Raw genomic sequence first — 20,015 nt, 5'->3', positions numbered from 1 at the left:
CCACCGCCCTTCCTCGGACGTAATCTCCGCACACGGACGAGGGAGGGCGGAGTCATGACCGACACGTGGGGGATTCCCGGACCGGTTTTCGCGGGCCTCTACCTGGGCCTGCTGCTCGTACCGGCGATCTACGCCGGGTTGCGCACGGTCCAGCTGCGGCGCGGCCGCGTGGGTGACGCGCCGAACCGGGCCGAAGAGCTGGCCCTCCTGACCGGCGGCCGGTCGCGGGGTGGCGAGGTCGTCATCGCGCGGCTCCTGGACCAGCAGGCCGTCCGGCTCGACGGCACCGGCCGGCTTTCGCGCGTCAAGGGCTCGGCGTCCGACGACCTGGGCCGCGCCGCGCTGCTGAAGATCGGCAAGCACGGCAGCTCGGTCGACCGGGTGCGGGCGACGGTCGCCGACCACCCGGCGATGCGGGCGCTGGAGACCGCGCTGATCGGCCGGGGCCTGCTCGCCGACGCGCGGAAAGCACGGTCGGCCTGGGTGGCCGCCGCGGTCGTGTACTGGCTGCTCGTGGTCCTGGGCGTGGTCCGGCTGATCGCCGGGTCGAGCACCGGGCACCCGGTGGGATACCTGCTCGGCCTGCTCGCGGTCGCGCTGGTCGTGGCGATCGTCGTGACCGTGAAGGCCCGGAACCAGCCGCCGGTCAAGGCCACCGCGGCCGGCCGGGCGGCCGCCGAAGAGGCTCGCCGCGTCGGCACCTTCGTCACGGGCGCCGTCGCGGCGGTCGCGTCGAGCGGCTTCGAGGGCCACCCCGACAAGGACGTCCGCCTGGCGGTGAGCCGCGCGACGCAGCGATCGGTGGCAGAGCACCGCCGCGCGACCCGGACGCGCTGGGCGAGCGCCGGGGGCGGCGGCGCGGTCGGGTACGTCGGCGGCAGCTCGTGCGGCGGGGGCGGCAGCTCCTGCGGTGGCGGAGGGGGCGGCTGCGGTGGTGGTGGCGGCGGGGGTTGCGGCGGTTGAAACGCCGACGCGGGCCGCGACGTCTCACAGCTACGGTAAGCGCACTTCACTGAGGGGAGACGGGCGATGGACGACCCGTGGGGCATCTCCGGACCGGATTTTGTGGTCCTCTACATCGCGCTGCTGGGCGCGGTCCTGCTGATCAGGGTCATCGTCGCGGGCGTCGTCGCCAGCCGGGCGCTGCGGTCCGACCAGGCGCAGCCCGGGCCGCCGCCGTCGGTCTACCAGCTGGCCTTCCTGGCCGGCGGACCCGACCGGGCGGTCGACACCGCGATCGCCGCCCTGGTCGAACGCGGCCGGCTGCGCGTCAACAGCTACAAGCAGATCAGCCAGGCCGGAACCCGGCCGGGTGAGCCGCTGGAGCAGGCGATCTTCGACGCGGCGCAGCTGAAGACGACGGCGACGCTGCGGGCCCACGGCCGCCGGTCGGCGGCGATGCGGGCGCTGGAGGACGGGCTCGAGCAGCGCGGGCTGCTGGTTTCGGCCGCGGCGAAGCGGCAGTCCAGGACGTTCGGGCTGGTCCTGCAGCTGGCCGTGCTGGTGCTCGGCGTGGCCCGGCTGGTCAACGGCATCTCGCTCGGCCGGCCGGTCGGGGTGCTAGTGTTCCTGGTGCTGGTCGCGGCGGTGCTGACGATCGTCGCCGCGGTCCGGCGGTCGAAGACCGGACCCCGGCAGCCGAACGCCGCCGGGCAGCGGGTCCTCGGCCAGGCACGCACGGCGGCGTCCGGGCCGATGCCGGGCGGCGCGCTGGCCGGCGGGGTGCTGCTGGGCGGCGCCGCGGCGGCGGTCGCGCTCGGCGGCTGGGCGATGTACCCGGACGAGGAGCTGAGCGCGGCGCTGATGCCGCCCGCGGGCTCCTTCGGCGGCGGCGGTTCGTCGGGCGGCTCTTCGTGCAGCAGCGGGTCGTCGTGCTCGAGCTCGTCGTGCAGCAGCGGGTCTTCCTGCGGTGGCGGGTCGTCGTGCGGCGGAGGTGGCTGCGGTGGGTGAGCTCGGCATCGGGATCGGCTGGCGGCACGAGCTCGACCTGTCCATCGCGCGCCTGCCGGGCGTCGACTGGGTCGAGGTCGTCGCCGAGAACCTGCACCACGACCACCTGCCGGAGACGCTCGTGGCACTGCGGCGGCGCGGGATGCCGGTGCTGCCGCACGCCGTCTCGCTGTCCCTCGGCGGGGCCGAGCCGCTCGACACCGGGCGCGTCCAGCACCTCGCGGAGGTCGCGCGGGCACTGGACGCGCCGCTGGTCAGCGATCACGTGTGCTTCGTGCGCGCGGGCGGGCTCGACTCGGGGCACCTGATGCCGCTCCCCCGCACGCGCGAGGCGCTGGACGTGCTGGTGGCGAACGTCCGGCTGGCTCAGTCCATAGTGGACGTGCCGTTCGCGCTGGAGAACATCGCGGCGGTGCTGGAGTGGCCTTCTTCGGAGCTCACCGAAGAACAGTTCCTCACCGAGCTGACCGAGCGCACGGACTGCCGGCTGATCATCGACGTCGCGAACCTGTACGCGAACGCGCGCAACATCGGCACGGACCCGGAGGCGTTCCTCGACGGCATCCCGTGGGAGCGCCTGGCGTACGTGCACATGGCGGGTGGTGTAGAGCGCGACGGCGTCTACCACGACACGCACGCGCACCCGGTGCTGCCGGAGGTCCTGGCGCTGCTGGCGGAGTTGCGGCGCCGCACGGACCCACCGGGGGTACTGCTGGAACGCGACGACGACTACCCGAGCGACGACGAACTGGCGGCGGAGCTGGCGGCTTTACGGGCGGCGGTGACGGTATGAGCCGCTCGGACCTGGCCCGGCAGCAGGCCTCGCTGCTGCGGGCGTTGCTGGCGGGCGGGCCGGCCCCGGAAGGTTTCGACCCCGCCCGGTTGCGGGTGGAGGCTTCGGTGCTGCGGCGCAAGCACGGGCGGGTGCTGGCGCATCAGCGGCCCGAGCTGGCGGACGAGCTCGGGGAGCGGTTCGGGCCGTTGTTCCTGGAGTTCAACGCGGGGCGGCCGAAGCGGGACACCGAGCGGTCGGGGGCTTATGCGGATGCGTTTGTGGAGTGGTTGATCGCGGGTGGGCATTTGCCGAAGCCTCGGCGGGGGTTGGTTTCCCGGCTTAGGCGCCGGTAGTCCACAGGGGCGTTGGGGTGTGGACTACCGGGCTCGGACCAGGCCTTTTGTCGGGGGGTGCCGGTAAACTGGGTGCGGGGGTATCCCCCGGGAAGGGCGGGCCGCGTCCGGCTGCGCCGTGTCAGGGAGTCCAAGTCGGTTTGTCGACTCCCGGCAACCGCGTCCCGAAGTCCCAGTGGGGCTCGGCTCCCGGCAGCCCTCCCGCCATCCGAACCCGCGTCAGCCGGCCGTAACCGCTGTCCGTCTCCTCCAGCAGATCCCCGAAGTCCACCTGAACAGCCCCAGGATCCTTGCGCCCCAAGGAATCCAGCCAATGGCCCGTGCCCGCCAAGGACAGCCGAACCCGCCAGGTGCCGCCTTCGGTGACCTGCCGGCGGACCGCAGTCATGATCGCCGCCGCTGCGAGCCAACCCGTTGCGTGGTCCAACGCCTGGAGCGGCAACGGCGCCGGGTCCGGGCCCCACGCGATGCCGTTCGACATCTGGACCAAACTGTCGAACCCGCGTCGGCGGGCCCATGGACCCTCCCAGCCATACGCGCTCAAATCGGCGATTACCAAACCCGGGCGCAGTGACGCCAACTCCGAAGGCCCGAACCCGATCCGGGCCAGCGCGCCCGGGCGGAACGACTGCAGCAGCACGTCCGCGCGGCTGATCAGTTTCTTCAGCCGCGCGCGACCGCCCTCGGTGTCGAGCGCGACGAACGTCGACCGCTTGCCCTGCCCCGTGTCGCGCGCCAATGCTTCGACGCGCGGGAGGTGCGCCGCGCCCACGTGCAGGACGTCGGCGCCGTGTGCGGCCAGGACCCGGCCCGCCACCGGCCCCGCGAGCACGTGCGTCAGCTCCAGGACCCGGACGCCGCCCATCGGACGGTCCGAGTAGAACAACGTCCGCTTCGGCGCCGCTCCCACCAGTTCCAGTGAAACCAACGGCAGCGAAGCCACCGCCGCCCCCTGTGGGTGCGCCGCCCAGTCCTCCGGCGACCGCAGCTGGGCCGCCGCTCCCCCGGCCGACACCACCGCGTGCTCGACCTCCCGCGCGCCCCGCCCGGCGACCGCCTTCTCGACGGCTTCGCGGGTTCCGGGCACTCCGAGGCCCCAGCACACCGCCGCTTCGTGGCGCGGGTAGTTGCAGTGCAGGCGCACCCAGCCGTCGGCCGTGCGGTAGTTGCCCGACAGCGGCGCCCACACCGGCTCGGGTGAAACCCCCTCGACGTGCCCGAGGCCCTCGCTCGCGAACGCCGCCGCCGCGTGGCGCGTGTCCGCCGTGACGACGCCGGGGTCGATCTCGCGCAGCTTCAGCAGCTCCCCGGCGGCCAGGGTCGCCGCCGCGACGGAGGCCGTCGCGGCCGCCGCCACCCGGTACGGGCCGGGCAGGACGTCTTCGGCGCCGGTCAGCTCGACCGGTCCCGGCTTCTCCCCGGTGAGGGTGCGCCAGACGCCGTCCAGGATCGCGTCCACTAGGGCAGGGCCGCGACGAGCTCGGCGGGCGGCACGCGGGTGCCGGTGTAGAACGGGATCTCCTCGCGCACGTGCAGCCGCGCCTCGGTGCCGCGCAGATGGCGCATCAGGTCGACGATCCGGTGCAGCTCGTCGGCCTCGAAGGCGAGGATCCACTCGTAGTCGCCCAGCGCGAACGACGCGACGGTGTTGGCGCGCACGTCCGGGTAGTCGCGGGCCTCCTTGCCGTGGTCGGCGAGCATCTTGCGGCGGTCGGCGTCCGGCAGCAGGTACCACTCGTAGGACCGGACGAACGGGTACACGCAGATGAACTTGCGGGCCTCTTCGCCGGCCAGGAACGCCGGGATGTGGCTCTTGTTGAACTCGGCGGGCCGGTGCAGCGCGGTCTGGCTCCAGACCGGCGTCGACGCGCGGCCGAGCGGAGTGCGGCGGAACCCGGCGTAGGCGGCCTGGACCTGCTCGATCTCCTCGGCGTGCCACCAGATCATGAAGTCGGCGTCGGCGCGCAGCGCGGAGAGGTCGTAAACACCGCGGACCGTGACGCCCTTGGTCTCCAGACCGTCGAGGTACTCGGTGGTCTCGCGCCCGGCCGTTCCCCGGTCCTCGCCCAGCCGCCCCGGCTCGATCTTGAAGACCGACCAGGTGGTGTACCGGATGGTGTCGTTGAGCTCGTTGTAGTTGACCCGCGCCATGCCTCCATCCTGTCACCGCGACGGCCGCCACGGCCGCCAGGGTCGGGTGAGAGCACTCACGCGAAGGAGCGGCTCAAGCCGTCAGGTGCGCCGCGATCCGGTGCGCCGCCGCTTCCGCCGTCGCCACGCACGCCGGCAGCCCCACGCCGTGCAGCGTCGCGCCGGCGACCGCCAGGCCCGGCACGCCTTCGACCGCCTTCTCGATCCGCTCCACGCGCTCCAGGTGCCCGGCGCCGTACTGCGGCAGCCCGCCGCCCCAGCGCGTCACCAGGGTCTCGACCGGGTCGGCCCTGATGCCGGTCAGGCGCGCGAGGTCGGCGCGGACCACGCGGACCAGCTCGACGTCGTCGGCCTGCAGCGCGCCCAGCTCGCCGAAGCGCCCGACCGAGCCGCGGACCAGCACCGGCCCGGAGCCGAAGTGCGCCCACTTGCGCGAAGAGAAGGTGAACGCCTTCGCCGCGTACGGCACTCCGGCGGAGTCTCGCTCGCCCTGGCCGATGAGGATCCCGGACGCGTCGGGCAGTGCCGTGCCCGGTGGGAGCGCCAGCGCGACGACGGCCATCGAGGCCAGCTCGACCTCGCCGAACGCCGCCGACGCCGCCGGCACCAGTTCGGCGAGCAGCCGCCGGGCCGACGGGGCCGGCACCGCGAGCACCACCGCGTCCGCTTCGACGGTGTTGTCCGCGGGCGCGTGCGCGGTGGGCGCCGCGCCGATGCGCAGCCGCCAGCCGGCGCCGTGCCGTTCGACGTCGCAGACCGGCAGCCCGGTGCGCAGCTCGGCGCCGGACAGCTCGGTGAGCCGGTCGATCACCGTGCCCAGGCCGCCGGGGACGGTGCCGAACACCGGCGCCGAAGACGGGTTCGCGGGCAGCTGCGCTTTGGCCGCCGCGGTCAGGGAGCCGGCGCCCGCGGCCACCGCCGCGGCCAGGCCCGGCATGGTCGCGCGCAGGCCCAGGCCGTCCGCGCCACCGGCGTAGACACCGCCGAGCAGGGGGTCGACGAGCCGGTCGACCAGCTCGTCGCCGAAGCGTTCGCGCAGCAGCGGTCCCAGCGGCAGGTCTCCGCCCGGCAGCCGCAGCTCCGGCAGCGTCACCTCGGCTTCGACCGCGCGCCGCCCCGCCTCCGACAGCACGCCGGCCACCGACTCCGCCGACGCCGGGACGCCCATCACCGTGCCCGGCGGCAGGCCGGTGACCCCGCCGCCGGCGTGGATCTTCGCGCGGGCCGCCGTCGGGTGGACGACGTCGAGCCCCAGCTCGCGGACCAGCCCGAGCATCTCGGGCCGGCGGACCAGGAAGGCCTCCGCGCCGACGTCGTAGGGGACGCCGGCCAGCTCGGCCGTGCGCAGCTTCCCGCCCGGCGTCTTCGTCTTCTCGAACACGACGATCTCGACGCCGTCGCCGAGCAGCCGCCGCAGCCGGTACGCCGCGGTCAGCCCGGAAACACCGCCCCCGACGACGGCGACGCGCTTCACAGCTCGTGCACCAGCCCGACCACGCGGGTCAGCACCTCGGGGTCGACGCCGGGCAGCACGCCGTGGCCCAGGTTGAAGATGTGCCCGTCGGCCGCGCGGCCCTCTTCGACGATCCGGCGGACCTCGGCTTCGAGGACCGGCCAGGACGCGTGCAGCAGCGCCGGGTCGAGGTTGCCCTGCACAACAGCCTGGCCGCCGAGGCGGCGCACCGCTTCGTCGAGGGGGATCCGCCAGTCGACGCCGACGACGTCCGCGCCCGCGTCGCGCATCACGGCGAGCAGCTCGCCGGTGCCGACACCGAAGTGGATCCGCGGCACGCCGTACTCCGCGACGCCGGCGAGGACCTTCGCGGAGTGCGGCAGCACGAACTCGCGGTAGTCCCGCTCGGACAGCGCGCCGGCCCAGGAGTCGAACAGCTGGACCGCGTCGACCCCGGCGTCGAGCTGCGCGCGCAGGAAGGTCAGCGCGACGTCGGCCAGGCGGCCGGCCAGCTCGTGCCAGACCTCCGGCGCCGAGTGCATCAGCGCCTTGGTGTGCTCGTGGTTGCGGCTCGGCCCGCCCTCGATGAGGTAGCTGGCGAGAGTGAACGGCGCGCCGGCGAAGCCGATCAGCGGGGTGCCGCCGAGCCGCTCGACCAGCAGGCGGACGCCGTCGGCGACCGACGCGACCTGGTCGGGAGCCAGCTCCGGCAGGGCCTTGACGGCGGCGAGGTCGCGGATCGGCGCGGCGGCCACCGGGCCGGTGCCGGGCACGATGTCGATGTCGACCCCGGCGGCCTTCAGCGGCACGACGATGTCACTGAAGAGGATGGCCGCGTCGACGCCGTGCCGGCGGACCGGCTGCAGCGTGATCTCGGCGAGCATCTCGGGGTCGAAACAGGCGTCGAGCATCGGCACGCCCTCGCGCAGCGCGCGGTACTCGGGCAGCGAGCGGCCGGCCTGGCGCATGAACCAGACGGGCGTGCGGGCCGGGCGTTCGCCGCGCGCGGCGGCCAGGAAGGGGGCTTCGGGCAGCTCGCGGCGGCCGGACGGGGCGGCTCGCTGCGGCAGGGGCGTGGTCGGAGACATCGCCGTCAATCGTGCCACGAGCCGGGGGCCGCGGTTCCATCGGCGCGCCTGCGCCCGCAACAGGGCGTGCCCGCCCTAAAGTCGGTGCGTGACCGCGATGACGCCAGTGCCCGAACTCTTCCGTGAAGCAGTTGTGGCGCTGCAGTCCGTCCGGCCCCGCCGGGAGGTGCTGCTGGAGCCGATGCGGGCGCCGCAGCGGCTCGCGCCGTGGTCGTACGCGGTCAGCTGTGAGGTCTCCGGGCCCGCGGACGTGCTGGCCTCGGGCCGGCTGGTCCTGCTGCACGACCCGGACGGCCAGGACGGCTGGGACGGCGTGCTGCGCCTCGTCATGTACGTGCGCGCGGAGCTGGACCGCGAGCTCGCGACCGATCCCTTCCTGCCGGCGGTCGGCTGGTCGTGGCTGACCGACGCGCTCGAGGTGTCCGGCGCGAGCTGGAAGGCGCTGGGCGGCACGGTCACCGAAACGTCGTCGGCCCGCTTCGGCGACATCTCCGGCCCGGCCCGCACCGACGACCTCGAGCTGCGGGCGTCGTGGACACCGACCGACGCCGGGCTGCTGCCCCACGGGCAGGCCTTCTGCCAGGTGATGGCCAGCGTCGTGGGCCTGCCGCCGGTCGGCGTGACGCTCTTCGGGCAGCGCCAGAGCTCCTGAGCCGCGGCGTCCGGGCGATCATCGGTCACGGATCGGCAACGACGGGCGCGCGCCGGGTGGCTCCCGGGTCACCTCTTGTACGGATGTGAGCAAATTTCACATCCGCTGAACGACGTCCAACATCGGCCGCGCCACTCCGGCGGCGGCCGAGCGCCTCGCTGCGCACGCGAAGTGGTCCGGACAACTACGGACCCCTGAGGACCACCTGCGCTGTTCCTGAGGGTGTTTCACGTCCTCGGCGCGTGCCCCCGTTCGTGAACGAGAGGCCGTCACACACCGCTACAAGATCAACTTGCGCCGCGCGGCCCGGCACCGGCCCGCGAGCGATACGGACAGTCACCGTTTCCGGTCCGAAAATCGCCGCCGGGGCCCTTCGGAAAAGTTGATCATGCCCCGGCCGGGGCCACATTCCGGGCCTCCGGGACCGCCATCCGGACCCTCGTCACTACGCGCACCGGCAGCTGCACACTTCATCTGCACGGCCATTTGGTCGCCGGTAACTTCTTTGCATCGTGTTCGCTGGGCTATCCGTTAGCAACCGGCCGTGTACTAGCCCGATCGTGTTACTACGAACCCACTGAGTGACTGTTCGTTTGAGATAGATACCCATTCGATCCCCCCGCGAAGGGCTCCGGGCGGCTACAGTGCCTTCGACGACACCACTTTCGGTCTAAAGCTGGCGCGGCTGAACGGCCGAAGGTCCCGGTGCCGGTCGGGGGGCACGACCGACTCCAGGGAGGTAGTGACGTGGCTACCGTCGGCATTTCTCAGGCCGTCCGATCCACGCCAGCCGGTGCATTGCCGGCGAGCATGGTTCCGCACCCGCGGGAAGAGCTTTTTTCCGTGTTGGTGGTCGATGACCACCCGCTGTTGAGGGAGGCAATCGCAGCAAGACTCGCACAGATGGGTGCGGGTACCGTCCACGAAGCCGCCACGGTGGCCGAAGCGAGGGCGCGAGCACAGGCCACTGGACCTTGTGACCTGGCGATCCTCGATCTCGGACTGCCGGACGGCAGCGGTATCGAGCTGGTTACGGAACTCCGTAGCCACGGCTGGCCGCGAGTGGTCGTACTCGCATCTTCGGACGACCCGTACGCGGTGCGCTCGGCCTTCCAGGCCGGGGCCCAGGCGTACCTGCTGAAGTCCGCGTCGCCGGTCGTCGTGACCGACGGCGTGCGGCGTGTGCTCGAGGGCGGCGTCTACGCCGACCCGAGCGTGGCTCCGGTGCTCGCCACCGGGACCCGCGTCGCGGGCACCGACAACACCCCGCGCGAGCTTTCCGCTCGTGAGGTGGAGGTGCTCCAGCTGGTCGCCGACGGACAGTCCAACAAGGAGATCGGCGAGGAACTTTCCCTCTCCGCGCTCACCGTCAAGTCCCACCTGTCCCGGATCGGGCGCAAGCTCGGCACGGGCGACCGGGCTCAGATGGTGGCGCTGGCCATGCGGGCCGGCGTCATCCGCTGACACGAGCGACATCCCCGCGGGGCGGGCGCACCAGGCGCGGTACGCCCGTCCCGTAGGGTCGCACACCATGGGAAGCACAGAGGCCGAGGACACCGGGATGGAGATCGAGTCCACGGGCGGCCCGGTGCTGCTACGCGAGCCCGCGGAGGGCACACCCCCGGTGGTCGCCAGTCAGTCCGCGCTGGTCGAAGCCTGCGCGCGGCTGGCCGCGGGCACCGGCGCGGTCGCCGTCGACACCGAACGCGCGTCCGGCTACCGCTACTGGCCCAAGGCCTACCTCGTCCAGCTGCGGCGTGAAGGTTCCGGCACGGTCCTGGTCGACCCGACCGAGCTGGACGACCTCACGCCGTTGAAGAACGTCCTCAACTCCCTGGAGTGGGTGCTGCACGCCGCCTCCCAGGACCTCCCCTGCCTCGCCGAGCTCGACCTGCACCCGGCGGCCCTGTTCGACACCGAGCTGGCCGGCCGGCTGGCGGGCTACGAGCGCGTGGCCCTCGGGACGCTGGTCGAGCTGCTGCTCGGCTACACCCTCGAAAAAGGCCACAGCGCGGCCGACTGGTCCAAGCGGCCGCTGCCGGTCGACTGGCTCAACTACGCCGCTCTCGACGTCGAGCTGCTCATCCAGCTGCGGGAAAAGCTGGAAGCGGAGCTGGGCGCCCAGGGCAAGCTGGAGTGGGCCCGGCAGGAGTTCGAAGCGGTCCGGACGGCCCCGCCGCCCGCGCCGCGGGCCGAGCCGTGGCGCCGGACGTCCGGGGTGCACAAGATCCGCAACCCGCGTGGCCTCGCGGCGGTCCGCGAGCTGTGGCAAGCCCGTGACGAGCTGGCCCGCAAGCGCGACCGCGCGCCGAGCCGCATCCTGCCCGACAGCGCGATCATCAACGCCGTGACGGCGGACCCGAAGACGGTCGAGGACCTGCAGGCGCTGCCGGTGTTCAGCGGCCGCGTCCAGCGGAAGTACACGGCGAGCTGGCTCCGGCACCTGCAGGCTGCGAAGGCGCTGCCGGCTTCGGAGCTGCCGTCGCCATCCCAGCCGACGGACGGCCCGCCCCCGGTGAACCGCTGGGCGGACAAGGACCCGGACGCGGCGGCGAGACTGTCGGCGGCCCGCGCGGCCCTGACGGCGATCGCGGAGGACCGCCGGCTGCCGGTGGAGAACCTGCTGCTGCCGGACCTGGTCCGCCGCACGTGCTGGCGCCCCCCGGCCGAGACCGACGAGGACACGGTCGCGGAGGTCCTGAGGGCGGGAGGGGCCCGGCCGTGGCAGGTCGAGCTGACCGTCACGGCGCTGAGCAAGGCCTTGCAGACGACGGCGGCCGCCTGAGCTGGTCCGGGGACGGCGCCGGTCGGTTGAGGTCAGGCGAGCCACAGCTGGGTTTGCGCAGGTAAGTGACGGCCTGCCGGACGACAGCTGCGCCTACATCGGTCAGGCACGGCCCGCCGGGCGGGCGGGAGCGCTCGCGCCGGTAGGCCGAGACCAGACGAGCGGCGGCAACGCCCGCACCGGTTGACCGAAGCCTGCCAGGCGGCAGGCTGCGACCATGCTGGTCAGCCAGGAGCGACCGGGCGGCGACTGAGTCCGCACCAGTCGGCCAAGCCTGCCGGGCATCGGCTGCGCCCACACCACTCGGCCAAGAGCGAGCTGGCGGCGACAACTAGGCCCGCCGAGTTGGGCCCACAGCGGGCTGCACCTGAGCAAGGCTTTGCAGGCGACGGCGGCCGCCTGAGCGCGCCGGTCGGCCAAGAGCGATCTGGCGGCGACAGCTAGGCCCGCCAAGGTGGGCCCGCGGCGGGTGCACCGGACCGCCGCCTGAGCGAGCGCGGCGGGGCCTGCGCCGATCGGCCCTCAGCGAGTCGTGGCCAGATGCCTGCGGAACCTCGCCGCGTGCTCATCCAACGCCGCGTCGATCCGCGCCGCCACCGGCGGATCGGCCGTGGTCACCACCCCATGGATGAACACCGGGGCCGCGCACCCCGCGATCTCCTCCCGCAGGATCGCCTCGAACTCTCCCGTCGACGCCGTGCTCCGGACCCGCGCATACCCCGACGCCGACGCCCAGCCGCACAGATCCGTACGCGTCGAGGGCACCAGCTGGCCGCCAGTCGACGCGTACCTGCCGTCGTCGAGCAGGACGTGGACCAGCGGGAGGTCGCTCAACGCCCCCGCCGTCACCAGGCCGACCGGGTTCATCAGGAGGGCTCCGTCGCCGTCCACCACCACCGTCGTTCGGCCCGTCTCGCGGGCCACTCCGATGCCGATCGAGGACGCCAGGCCCATCGAGCCCGTCATGTAGAAATGGCTCGGCCGGTCCGCGATGCCGCGTGCGATGCGGCACGAATAGCCCGTGGTGAAGACGACCGGCTCGTGGGTGGTCGCCGCGATCACGGCGCTGATCGCCGCCGTCTTGTTCATGCTCGCCAGCCGAACACCGCCGGGGGCACCAGCAGGGCCGCGGGGCGGCGGTCCGCCGCCACGATCCGGTGCACCCGCTCCACCTGAGGCCCCCGCGGCCGGTCGCCGTCCAGGGTCAGCGTCTCGATGCCCAGCTGGGCCAGCAGCGGCTCGGTGAGCCGGCCCATCACCAGGTTCTCCTGCGTGGGGTCCGGGTCGGTGCCGCGCATGCTGATCACGAACAGCATCGGGATCCGGTACGGCTCGACGAGCGAGGCGATCGCGTTGATCGACTGCCCGAACCCGGAGTTCTGCATGAGGACCACCGGCAGCCGCCCGGCGAGCGACGCCCCCGCGGCGATCCCCACCGCGTTGTCCTCGCGGGCGACCGTGAGCAGGCCCGCGAGCTCGTCCAGCGCGGTGAACATCGGCGAGAGGATCCCGCACGGCGTGCCGAGGAACGGCCCGAAGCCGGCGGTGACCAGCTCGCCGCACAGGTCCGTGGCGACGTCGACGTCCTGGAAGTAGGCGGTCATCACGCGGCCTCGGCTTCGTCGAGGTCGAAGCCGACGGGCGTGGTGACCCGGTCGAGTCCGGCGAGGAACTCGTCGAGGTCGATCACCCGGGACTCTTCGATGCCCGGGCCGGTGCCGACGATCCGGGTGTGCGGCGGCCGGTCGGCGTCGGCGAAGTGGACGGCCGTCAGCTTCCCGGCCTCGTCGACGGCGATCACCGGCGTGAAGACCAGGAAGTCCCGGACCGCGTCGGTGTCGCGCAGCACCCGCAGGTGCAGCCGCTTGTCGCGGAAGTGGTCGGTGGGCAGCTCGGTGAGCGGGTGCAGGCGCCGCTTGAACTGGAAGACGCCCTTGCCGGGGAACGGCTCGCCGCCCGACATGTCCATCTGCTGGATCTTCTCGTGGCCGACCGAGCACTCCATGCCCAGGTACCAGAGCGCCTTGACCGCGCCGCTGCGGTAGTGCGTCTCGTCGCCGTCGAGCACGCCGAGCAGCCGCGCGCGCAGGATGCGGCGGTCGTCGTCGAGCCGGACCAGCACCCCGGCGACGCGCTTGCCGCCTTCGGTGACGAAGAACAGCGCGCCGCGCTGGAACAGGCAGTTGACCGCGGTGTCCCAGTCGGCGCTGCGGGTCGCCTTGCCGTGCCGGAAACCCATGGTGGGCAGGTGCATCCGCTCGTAGAAGAACTCGAGGTCGGCCATCGTGTGGCCGCGTTCCCACGCCCAGTCGTTCTTGGCGCGCAGGTTGGCGAACTGCTTGCGCTCGTTGCGGGAGACCTTCTTCGACATGGCCTCCATGTCCGGCAGCACCTCGAGGATCTGCTGGATCCGGAACGGCAGCACGAGCGAGCTGGCCTGGGGCAGCGCGGCGGCCTGACGGCTGCCGCAGCCGGTGAACACGATGTCGGCGTCCACTGTGGATGGTCCGCGGCCGCGCCGCTCGGTTTGGGTGACGTCCTCGCCGGAGCGCTCCAGCTGCTCACGCAGGAACGGCAGCACGTGCCGCCCGCCCGCGGGGAAACCCCGGTACCCGACGGCGATCCGCGGCTCTTCGCGGACCAGCAGGCCGTCCAGCCGTTCGGCGAACGGCGAGGTGTCGGCCAGCTGGCGGGCGGCCGCCCAGGCGCCGGCGCCGTGGTCCCACCGGTAACGCAGCTGCGACACCATGTTCCGCGGCGAAAAGGCGGTCATCAGATCGCCTCGCCCGAAGCGGCGGCGAGGATGACCTTCTTCAGGTCCGCGCCGGTGTCGACCGGGTGGAGCCGGTGCTCGGGGATCGGCGTGAAGTCGTCTTCGGAGTAGCACCCCGAACCGTGCACGACGACTTCGTCGGCGGTCAGCAGGCCGCGGTCGATCGCGTTCAGCACCCCGGTCAGGGCCATGACCAGCGACCACTCCCGCAGCTTCCACGGGTCGGCGGGGAGCCGGACGCCGGAGCCGGCCAGCAGCGTCCGGATCCGCGGGTAGCGCTCGAGGCACTCCTGCCGGGAGACGACGATGCCGCCACCGCCCTGGCGCCGGATGATCTCGTTCATCACCGGGGACGTCGCGGGCGAGCGGGTGTAGAACGTCGGTTCGAGGTTCTCCGCCGGGTCGAACGTCGTCGCCGGGAACCACGGGTCCGCGTCCTGGCGGAACAGCCCGGTCTCCGGATCGTGGTGGTACTCGGGCACTTCCGTCCCGTACAGGCTCGTCACCATGTCCGGGGTCGCCAGGTGCTGGACGAGGAAGTACTGCGACGGGAACTCCGCCGGCGGCAGCATCGTCGTGCCGAAGTGGTGGCCCAGCAACCCGAACGCGCTGGACACCGAGTGCGCGTGCGCCCGGGTGGTCCCCGGCGCCTGGGGCAGGAACTCCCGCTCCGCGAACGCGCGGGCGGCGTCCGCGCCGCGGTAGTTGGCGAGGTCGAGGGTGTACCAGAGGTTGACGCCGAACCCGGACTTCAGCTCGGCCGCCGCCTCGGGGAACGCCTCGGTCGCGGTCAGCTTGACGTCGGCCGGGACGTCGCAGTGCCGCACGCACATCGGGTTGCGGGCCGCGAGGTCCGGGTCGGCGGTGAGCGCCGAGGACCAGAGCTTGCCGCGCGCGACGTCGGGCACCAGCGTGACGATCTGCAGCTCCTCCGGGGTGACCAGCCCGGCCCGGTGCGCGCGCAGGACCGCGTCGCGCAACGCGGTCGCCTTGTTGGCCGACGACGGCGTCAGGATCATCACGCGCTCGCCGGTCTCGCGGATGTAGCGGACCGCGCGGGCGACCATGACGAGCGAGCCGAACGTCTTCGTCGTGCGCGTCCGGGGGTTGCGCATCATGTCGAGCAGCACCAGCCGCGAACCGTGGTGCGCGCCCAGCTCGGTGAAGCCGATTTCCGCCACCGAAAAGAATTCCCGGAGCTTCGAGTCCACCACGGGGAGCTCGAAGCCCGGGTTGAACGCGCCGGAGGGGGCGCTTTCGGCACGGCAGCGGTCCAGGGCCAGCCGGAGCCGGTCTTCGAACGCCGTCAGGGTGTTCACGCCTTCGATGATGTCCGCAGTCATGGCCGTCCCTGGTCGCCAGTCACGAGTCGCCTTCTTCCCACCGGGGGTACGCGGAGCTTCCCGGGCACCGATGGTTTCAGGCGACCGACCGCGTCCGCGTCTCTTCGGCTGCGGCGCCGGTGCGGACGCCGACGAGCAGCCCGCGTCCGGTCAGGCCGCCGGTGTCCCAGGTCGCTTCGACGCCGGCCAGCGCGGCGGCCTCGATGAGCTCCTCACGGGTGAACATCGCGACCTTGTGCCGTTCGGTGCGCGCGGTGATCTCGCCGTCCTGCGCGGCGACGTAGTGCATGATCAGCTCGGTCAGCTGACCGTGCACCCGGAAGATCCGCACCCGCACCAGCTTCATGTCGGGATCCTCGATGACCACGACCGCGCTGCTGCCGTCGACCCAGTTCTCCTCCTGGTCGACGATCATGTCCGGCTGGATCCACGGCTCGACCACGAGGACACCGCCGGGTTCGAGGTGCCGGGCGAGGCACCGCATCGCGGCCTGCATGCGTTCGACGGTCTGCACGTACGCGATCGCGCTGTACAGGCAGGTGACGACGTCGAAGCGGCGGCCGAGGTCGAAGTCGGTCATGTCCCCTTCGCTGAACGGGATCCCGGGCAGCCGGTCGCGCGCGACCTCGAGCAGGCCGGGCTCGACGTCGACGCCTTCGCAGGAGTACTGCTCGCCCAGGTGCCGCAGGTGGCCACCGGTGCCACAGGCGACGTCGAGCAGGGTCCGCGCTCCCGGGTGGTTCCGGCGCACGTGCTCGACGATCTGCCGCGATTCCGCGGCGTAGTCCTTGTTGCGGTGCAAACGGTCGTACCAGGACGCGGATTCGGTGTACATGCCCCGGAATTGTTCGCCGTCTCCCGCCCGCGGCGCATCTCCCGTCGTGGCAAGGTCGCAGCGCAGTCCGGAAGAACGGCGAGCAGGGCAGAAGACGCCCGTGGATCACCGTGGATCGGAAGATGGTTTCGACTGATGTTCGAGCCGGGTTCAGTCGTCACCGCGATCCGACACCAGGGGACAGAGTGGCTCAAACAGAGCGGACAGCCAAGGGATTCGAGGAGGGCCGCACAGCCGAGGCGGGCTGGTTCGGCGAGCTGACCCGGCGGCGCAGCGCGGGTCCGGTCTCGCCCCAGCACCGGGTCCTGCCCCGGGAGATCTCGCCGGAGACCCTCGCCGTGCACGCCGGGACCTACGAGGACCCGGTCACCGGGAGCGTCGGCACGCCGATCTTCCAGACGAGCACGTTCCTGCTCGACGACGCCAGCTACGGCGCGTTCTCCGACGGCGCGCTGCGCGACGTCCCGATCTACACCCGCTACGGCAACCCGTCGCAGTGGTCGGTGCAGGAGAAGATCGCCGCGCTCGAAAACGCCGAGAGCGCGCTGGTGACCTCGTCCGGGATGAGCGCGATCGCCAGCACGATCTACGCGCTGACGAACTCGGGCAGCCACATCATCTCCGCCTACGACGTCTACGGCGGCACCTACAACCTGCTGCGCGAGGACATGCCCTCGGCCGGGCGCGAGGTGACGTTCGTCGACCCGACCGACGTCGACGCCGTCCGCGCCGCGGTCCGCGAAGAAACCCAGCTGCTGTTCTTCGAGACGCTCACCAACCCGCTGCTCAAGGCGCCCGCGATCCGCGAGATCGCCCAGGTCGCGCGGGAGGCCAACGCGTTGCTGGTGGTGGACAACACCTTCCTGACCCCGGTGATGTCGCAGCCGCTGGCGCAGGGGGCGGACATCGTCGTGCACAGCGCGACGAAGTACCTCGCCGGGCACAGCGACCTGACCGCGGGCGCGGTGGTCGGGCGGCGCAAGTTCCTCGACCGGATCTGGGCGCAGGCGCTGCGGTTCGGCGGCACGCTCGAACCGCTCTGCTGCTTCCTGCTGGAGCGCGGGCTCAAGACGTTGCCGCTGCGCATCCGGACCCAGAACGAAAACGCGCGTGAGATCGCGAAGTTCCTGGCCGGCCACGACCGGATCGCCGACGTCCACCACCCGGACCTCGGCGGCGACCGCTACGCGAACCTGCGGCGCGCGGACTACGCGGGCTACGGCGGCATGGTCAGCTTCGAGGTCAAGGGCGGCGACGAGGCCGCGCTGGCGTTCATGCGGAACCTGAAGATCCCCTACGTCGCCACGAGCCTCGGCGGGGTCGAATCGCTCGTGAGCATGCCGAGCAACACCTCGCACAGTTCGCTGACCTCGCGGCAGATGGCGCTGATCGGGATCAACCCGGGACTCGTCCGGCTGTCCGCGGGCATCGAGAACATCCGCGACCTGATCGAGGATCTCGCCCACGCGCTCGACGCGCTGCCCGAGGAAGGTGTGCGATGAGGAACAGCTTCAACACCGCGGGATTCAGCGAGGTCGTCCACGAAACCCGGGAAGACGTCTCGGAAGCCTGGTACTGCTACCGCGGCAAGGCGCGCTACTCCCCCCGCCGGGGCCTCTCCGCGTCGAACGGCGCGGCCGTGCTCGGCAGCGTCAAGTCCACCCGGAAGTTCGCGTTCGAGCTCAGCGACGACGAATGGCGCGACGCGGACGGCCTGCCGCCCACCGGGGCGCCGACGCCGATCGACCTGGCGCTGACCGGCGTCGGCTCGTGCTCGCTGAAGACGATGGTCGGCGGCGGGAGCGCGCAGGGCGTCGTGTTCGACACCCTCGAGCTGCACATCGAGAGCGGCAACGGGATCGACTGCCGGTTCGAGGTCGGCGTGCAGGACCAGGACACGCTGATCGACCAGCTGCTGCGCAAGGTCGAGAACTTCAGCCCGAACCACAAGACGCTGACCGCGGTCGTCCCGCTCGAAGTGTCCTATGTGGACCCCAAGGGCGGCGCCGAGACGGAGACGATCGCCGGCGCCGAGGCCACCGCCCGGATCCGCCGCCCGGTGGCGGCCCGGCGCGTGCGCTGGATCAGCGGCGTGCAGCTGGAGTCCTACCCCGCCGACGGGGACGGCGTCACCGTGCGGATCGACTCGCCGAAGCAGCTCACCGGCGTCGACTGGGGCCCCAACCCGCAGGAGCACCTGCTGATGGGCCTGGCCGCCGACATCGCGGCGCACCTCGGGCAGCTGTCGCGCGAACGGCTCGGCGAGCAGCTCGAATGGCACGTCGTCACCGACGGCAAGGTCGACATCCGCGGCCTCCTCAACTCCGACCCCGAGGCGATCGTGCACATGCAGGAAGTGCAGTGCGCCATCACGGCCCCGGGGATCCTCGACCCGGCCTTGCGGGAGCTCGCCCGCGAAGCCGTCGTCCGCTCGGAGGTGCGGAGCCTCATCTGCGACCGCCAGACCGTGGGCGTGACGCTGCAGCCGCCGGTCTACCGAGCCCCGACGTGGCAGCGGGGCAGGAGCGCGTCGTGAGCTCGGCCAGGCACCGCTCGACCGGCGTGCTCGCGGTCGGGGGCGGCCCCGCCAACCTCAGCCTGGCCGCACTGGCCGAGCCGATCGGCGACTGCGCCGTCTCCGTCCTGGAGTCCCGGACGTCGGTGGCGTGGCACCCGGGCCTGCTGTGGGACAACTCGCGGCTGCAGGTGAGCAGCGTCAAGGACCTCGTCAGCCTGGTCGACCCGCGCAGCCGGTTCAGCTTCCTCAACTTCCTGCACGAGCAGGGGCGACTGTACCGGCACCTGATCGCGAACCCCCAGTTCGTCAGCCGCAAGGAGTTCGACCAGTACTTCACGTGGGCGGCGCAGCTGCTCGGCACCTACCTCGACGAGACCGTCGAGGCGGTCGAGCACGACGGCGCCCGGTTCGTCGTGCAGACGAGCCGGGGCCGGTGGTCGGCCGACCACCTCGTGCTCGGCGTGGGCCAGGTGCCGTGCTTCCCGCCGTTCACGCGGAAGATCGAGAACCCGGCGCTGTGGCACGCTTCGCGCCACCTCGACCGCGGCCTCCCGGTCGAGGGCAAGGACGTCCTGCTGGTCGGCGGCGGGCAGAGCGGCGCGGAGGTCGCGCTCGACCTGATCTCCGGCCGCACCGGCCTGCCCCGCCGGCTGACCTGGGTGGCCGGCCGTGAGGGCCTCTCGCCGCTGGACGACTCGCCGTTCGCCAACGAGTGGTTCAACCCGAGCTACGTCGAGTACTTCCACGGCCTGTCCGCGGACCAGCGCTCACGCCTGTCGCGCAAGCAGCTGGGCGCGATCCGGGGCATCACGCAGGACCTGCTGGCGCAGGTCTACAAACGGCTGTACGAGATCGACTACCTGCTGCCCGAGCCGTTCGACCACCGGCTGCTGGCGGGCGTGGAGCTGGCGGACCTGGCCGAGAGGCCCGGCGGTTTCCACGGTTCGCTGCGGGACACGGTGACCGGCGCCGAGCAGGAGGTGACCGCCGACCTCGTGGTCCTCGCGACGGGGTTCCGCGCGGAGCTGCCGAGGTTCATGGAGCCGCTGGGCGGCCGTCTTCCGATCCTCGACGGCGCGTACGAGGTGGAGCGGGACTACCGGGTGCGCTGGGACGGCCCCGACACGAACCGCATCTACGTCCAGAACGGGGCCCGGCGCACCCACGGCGTCGGGGATCCCAACCTGAGCCTGGCGTCCTGGCGCAGCGCGACGATCCTCAACAGCCTGCTGGGCCGTGAGGTCTATTCGCTCAAGGACGAGGACATCACGCTGTCGGTCGCCTAAGCCCACGACGAAAACCGCCGTCCGGAGATTTCCTTCCGGACGGCGGTTTCGTC

At 72.3% G+C, this 20,015-nt stretch carries 19 protein-coding genes; 10 read left to right on the top strand and 9 right to left on the bottom strand.

What is annotated here, in order from left to right; translation table 11 throughout:
• The first annotated feature begins 54 nt into the window (after positions 1-54).
• The 4 genes from ACZ63J_RS18995 to ACZ63J_RS18980 all read left to right on the top strand — a co-directional run bounded on the left by ACZ63J_RS18995 (position 55) and on the right by ACZ63J_RS18980 (position 3,078).
• Complete coding sequence (locus tag ACZ63J_RS18995; RefSeq protein ID WP_465406134.1) at positions 55-963, top strand: TIGR04222 domain-containing membrane protein; 909 nt, start codon at positions 55-57, stop codon at positions 961-963.
• Between the two features lie 66 nt (positions 964-1,029).
• Entirely contained in the window at positions 1,030-1,950 is a 921-nt protein-coding gene (locus ACZ63J_RS18990; RefSeq protein ID WP_465406133.1) for a TIGR04222 domain-containing membrane protein, read from the top strand.
• Complete coding sequence (locus ACZ63J_RS18985; RefSeq protein ID WP_465307276.1) at positions 1,943-2,743, top strand: MbnB/TglH/ChrH family RiPP precursor modification enzyme; 801 nt, start codon at positions 1,943-1,945, stop codon at positions 2,741-2,743. The genes ACZ63J_RS18990 and ACZ63J_RS18985 overlap by 8 nt, the downstream gene beginning before the upstream one ends.
• Complete coding sequence (locus ACZ63J_RS18980; RefSeq protein WP_465406131.1) at positions 2,740-3,078, top strand: SCO6045 C-terminal-like domain-containing protein; 339 nt, start codon at positions 2,740-2,742, stop codon at positions 3,076-3,078. The genes ACZ63J_RS18985 and ACZ63J_RS18980 overlap by 4 nt, the downstream gene beginning before the upstream one ends.
• Before the next feature lie 121 nt (positions 3,079-3,199).
• On the opposite strand, the gene ACZ63J_RS18975 is transcribed toward ACZ63J_RS18980, so the two are convergent.
• The 4 genes from ACZ63J_RS18975 to hemE all read right to left on the bottom strand — a co-directional run bounded on the left by ACZ63J_RS18975 (position 3,200) and on the right by hemE (position 7,770).
• Positions 3,200-4,528, bottom strand: coding sequence for a CoA transferase (locus ACZ63J_RS18975; protein ID WP_465406252.1), 1,329 nt, complete (start codon positions 4,526-4,528; stop codon positions 3,200-3,202).
• An 8-nt stretch (positions 4,529-4,536) separates the two neighbouring features.
• Positions 4,537-5,229, bottom strand: a complete 693-nt coding sequence (gene hemQ / locus ACZ63J_RS18970; protein WP_465406129.1) for a hydrogen peroxide-dependent heme synthase — start codon at positions 5,227-5,229, stop codon at positions 4,537-4,539.
• A 73-nt stretch (positions 5,230-5,302) separates the two neighbouring features.
• Entirely contained in the window at positions 5,303-6,703 is a 1,401-nt protein-coding gene (gene hemG, locus ACZ63J_RS18965; protein ID WP_465406127.1) for a protoporphyrinogen oxidase, read from the bottom strand.
• Positions 6,700-7,770 carry a uroporphyrinogen decarboxylase gene (gene hemE, locus ACZ63J_RS18960; RefSeq protein WP_465406125.1) on the bottom strand — a complete coding sequence of 357 codons (1,071 nt, stop codon included), beginning with the start codon at positions 7,768-7,770 and terminating at the stop codon, positions 6,700-6,702. Before hemE ends, hemG begins: the two co-directional genes overlap by 4 nt.
• A gap of 88 nt (positions 7,771-7,858) precedes the next feature.
• Between hemE and ACZ63J_RS18955 the strand changes: the two genes are divergently transcribed.
• The 3 genes from ACZ63J_RS18955 to ACZ63J_RS18945 all read left to right on the top strand — a co-directional run bounded on the left by ACZ63J_RS18955 (position 7,859) and on the right by ACZ63J_RS18945 (position 11,207).
• Positions 7,859-8,422: a DUF3000 domain-containing protein gene (locus tag ACZ63J_RS18955; protein WP_465307285.1), complete on the top strand. Its 564-nt coding sequence runs from the start codon at positions 7,859-7,861 to the stop codon at positions 8,420-8,422.
• 747 nt (positions 8,423-9,169) lie between these two features.
• Positions 9,170-9,886 (top strand): response regulator, encoded by a 717-nt coding sequence (locus tag ACZ63J_RS18950; RefSeq protein ID WP_033261886.1) that lies wholly within the window; start codon positions 9,170-9,172, stop codon positions 9,884-9,886.
• A gap of 97 nt (positions 9,887-9,983) precedes the next feature.
• Positions 9,984-11,207, top strand: a complete 1,224-nt coding sequence (locus ACZ63J_RS18945) for an HRDC domain-containing protein (protein WP_465406251.1) — start codon at positions 9,984-9,986, stop codon at positions 11,205-11,207.
• A 522-nt stretch (positions 11,208-11,729) separates the two neighbouring features.
• Here ACZ63J_RS18945 and ACZ63J_RS18940 read toward each other — a convergent pair.
• From ACZ63J_RS18940 to ACZ63J_RS18920, 5 genes are all read right to left on the bottom strand, one after another.
• On the bottom strand, positions 11,730-12,296 hold the full coding sequence (locus ACZ63J_RS18940) for a thiamine pyrophosphate-dependent enzyme (RefSeq protein WP_465406123.1): 567 nt from the start codon (positions 12,294-12,296) through the stop codon (positions 11,730-11,732).
• Positions 12,293-12,811, bottom strand: a complete 519-nt coding sequence (locus ACZ63J_RS18935) for a hypothetical protein (RefSeq protein WP_465406121.1) — start codon at positions 12,809-12,811, stop codon at positions 12,293-12,295. Before ACZ63J_RS18935 ends, ACZ63J_RS18940 begins: the two co-directional genes overlap by 4 nt.
• Positions 12,811-13,980, bottom strand: coding sequence for a hypothetical protein (locus ACZ63J_RS18930; RefSeq protein WP_465406119.1), 1,170 nt, complete (start codon positions 13,978-13,980; stop codon positions 12,811-12,813). Before ACZ63J_RS18930 ends, ACZ63J_RS18935 begins: the two co-directional genes overlap by 1 nt.
• Positions 13,980-15,323 carry a DUF6002 family protein gene (locus ACZ63J_RS18925; RefSeq protein ID WP_465406117.1) on the bottom strand — a complete coding sequence of 448 codons (1,344 nt, stop codon included), beginning with the start codon at positions 15,321-15,323 and terminating at the stop codon, positions 13,980-13,982. The genes ACZ63J_RS18930 and ACZ63J_RS18925 overlap by 1 nt, the downstream gene beginning before the upstream one ends.
• Before the next feature lie 76 nt (positions 15,324-15,399).
• On the bottom strand, positions 15,400-16,158 hold the full coding sequence (locus ACZ63J_RS18920; RefSeq protein WP_465406115.1) for a class I SAM-dependent methyltransferase: 759 nt from the start codon (positions 16,156-16,158) through the stop codon (positions 15,400-15,402).
• A gap of 185 nt (positions 16,159-16,343) precedes the next feature.
• Between ACZ63J_RS18920 and ACZ63J_RS18915 the strand changes: the two genes are divergently transcribed.
• Genes ACZ63J_RS18915 through ACZ63J_RS18905 form a run of 3 tightly spaced genes read left to right on the top strand, consistent with a single transcriptional unit; the run spans position 16,344 to position 19,962 of the window.
• Positions 16,344-17,660, top strand: coding sequence for a trans-sulfuration enzyme family protein (locus ACZ63J_RS18915; protein ID WP_465406113.1), 1,317 nt, complete (start codon positions 16,344-16,346; stop codon positions 17,658-17,660).
• Entirely contained in the window at positions 17,657-18,694 is a 1,038-nt protein-coding gene (locus ACZ63J_RS18910) for an OsmC family protein (protein WP_465406111.1), read from the top strand. The genes ACZ63J_RS18915 and ACZ63J_RS18910 overlap by 4 nt, the downstream gene beginning before the upstream one ends.
• A complete protein-coding gene (locus ACZ63J_RS18905; RefSeq protein ID WP_465337849.1) occupies positions 18,691-19,962 on the top strand; it encodes a lysine N(6)-hydroxylase/L-ornithine N(5)-oxygenase family protein in 1,272 nt (423 codons plus the stop codon). The genes ACZ63J_RS18910 and ACZ63J_RS18905 overlap by 4 nt, the downstream gene beginning before the upstream one ends.
• Positions 19,963-20,015: the final 53 nt, after the last annotated feature.

The organism is Amycolatopsis sp. NPDC104863 (genome assembly GCF_055582965.1).
The sequence above is the reverse complement of the archived record's forward strand: the minus strand, read 5'-3'. Positions and strand labels throughout refer to the sequence as shown.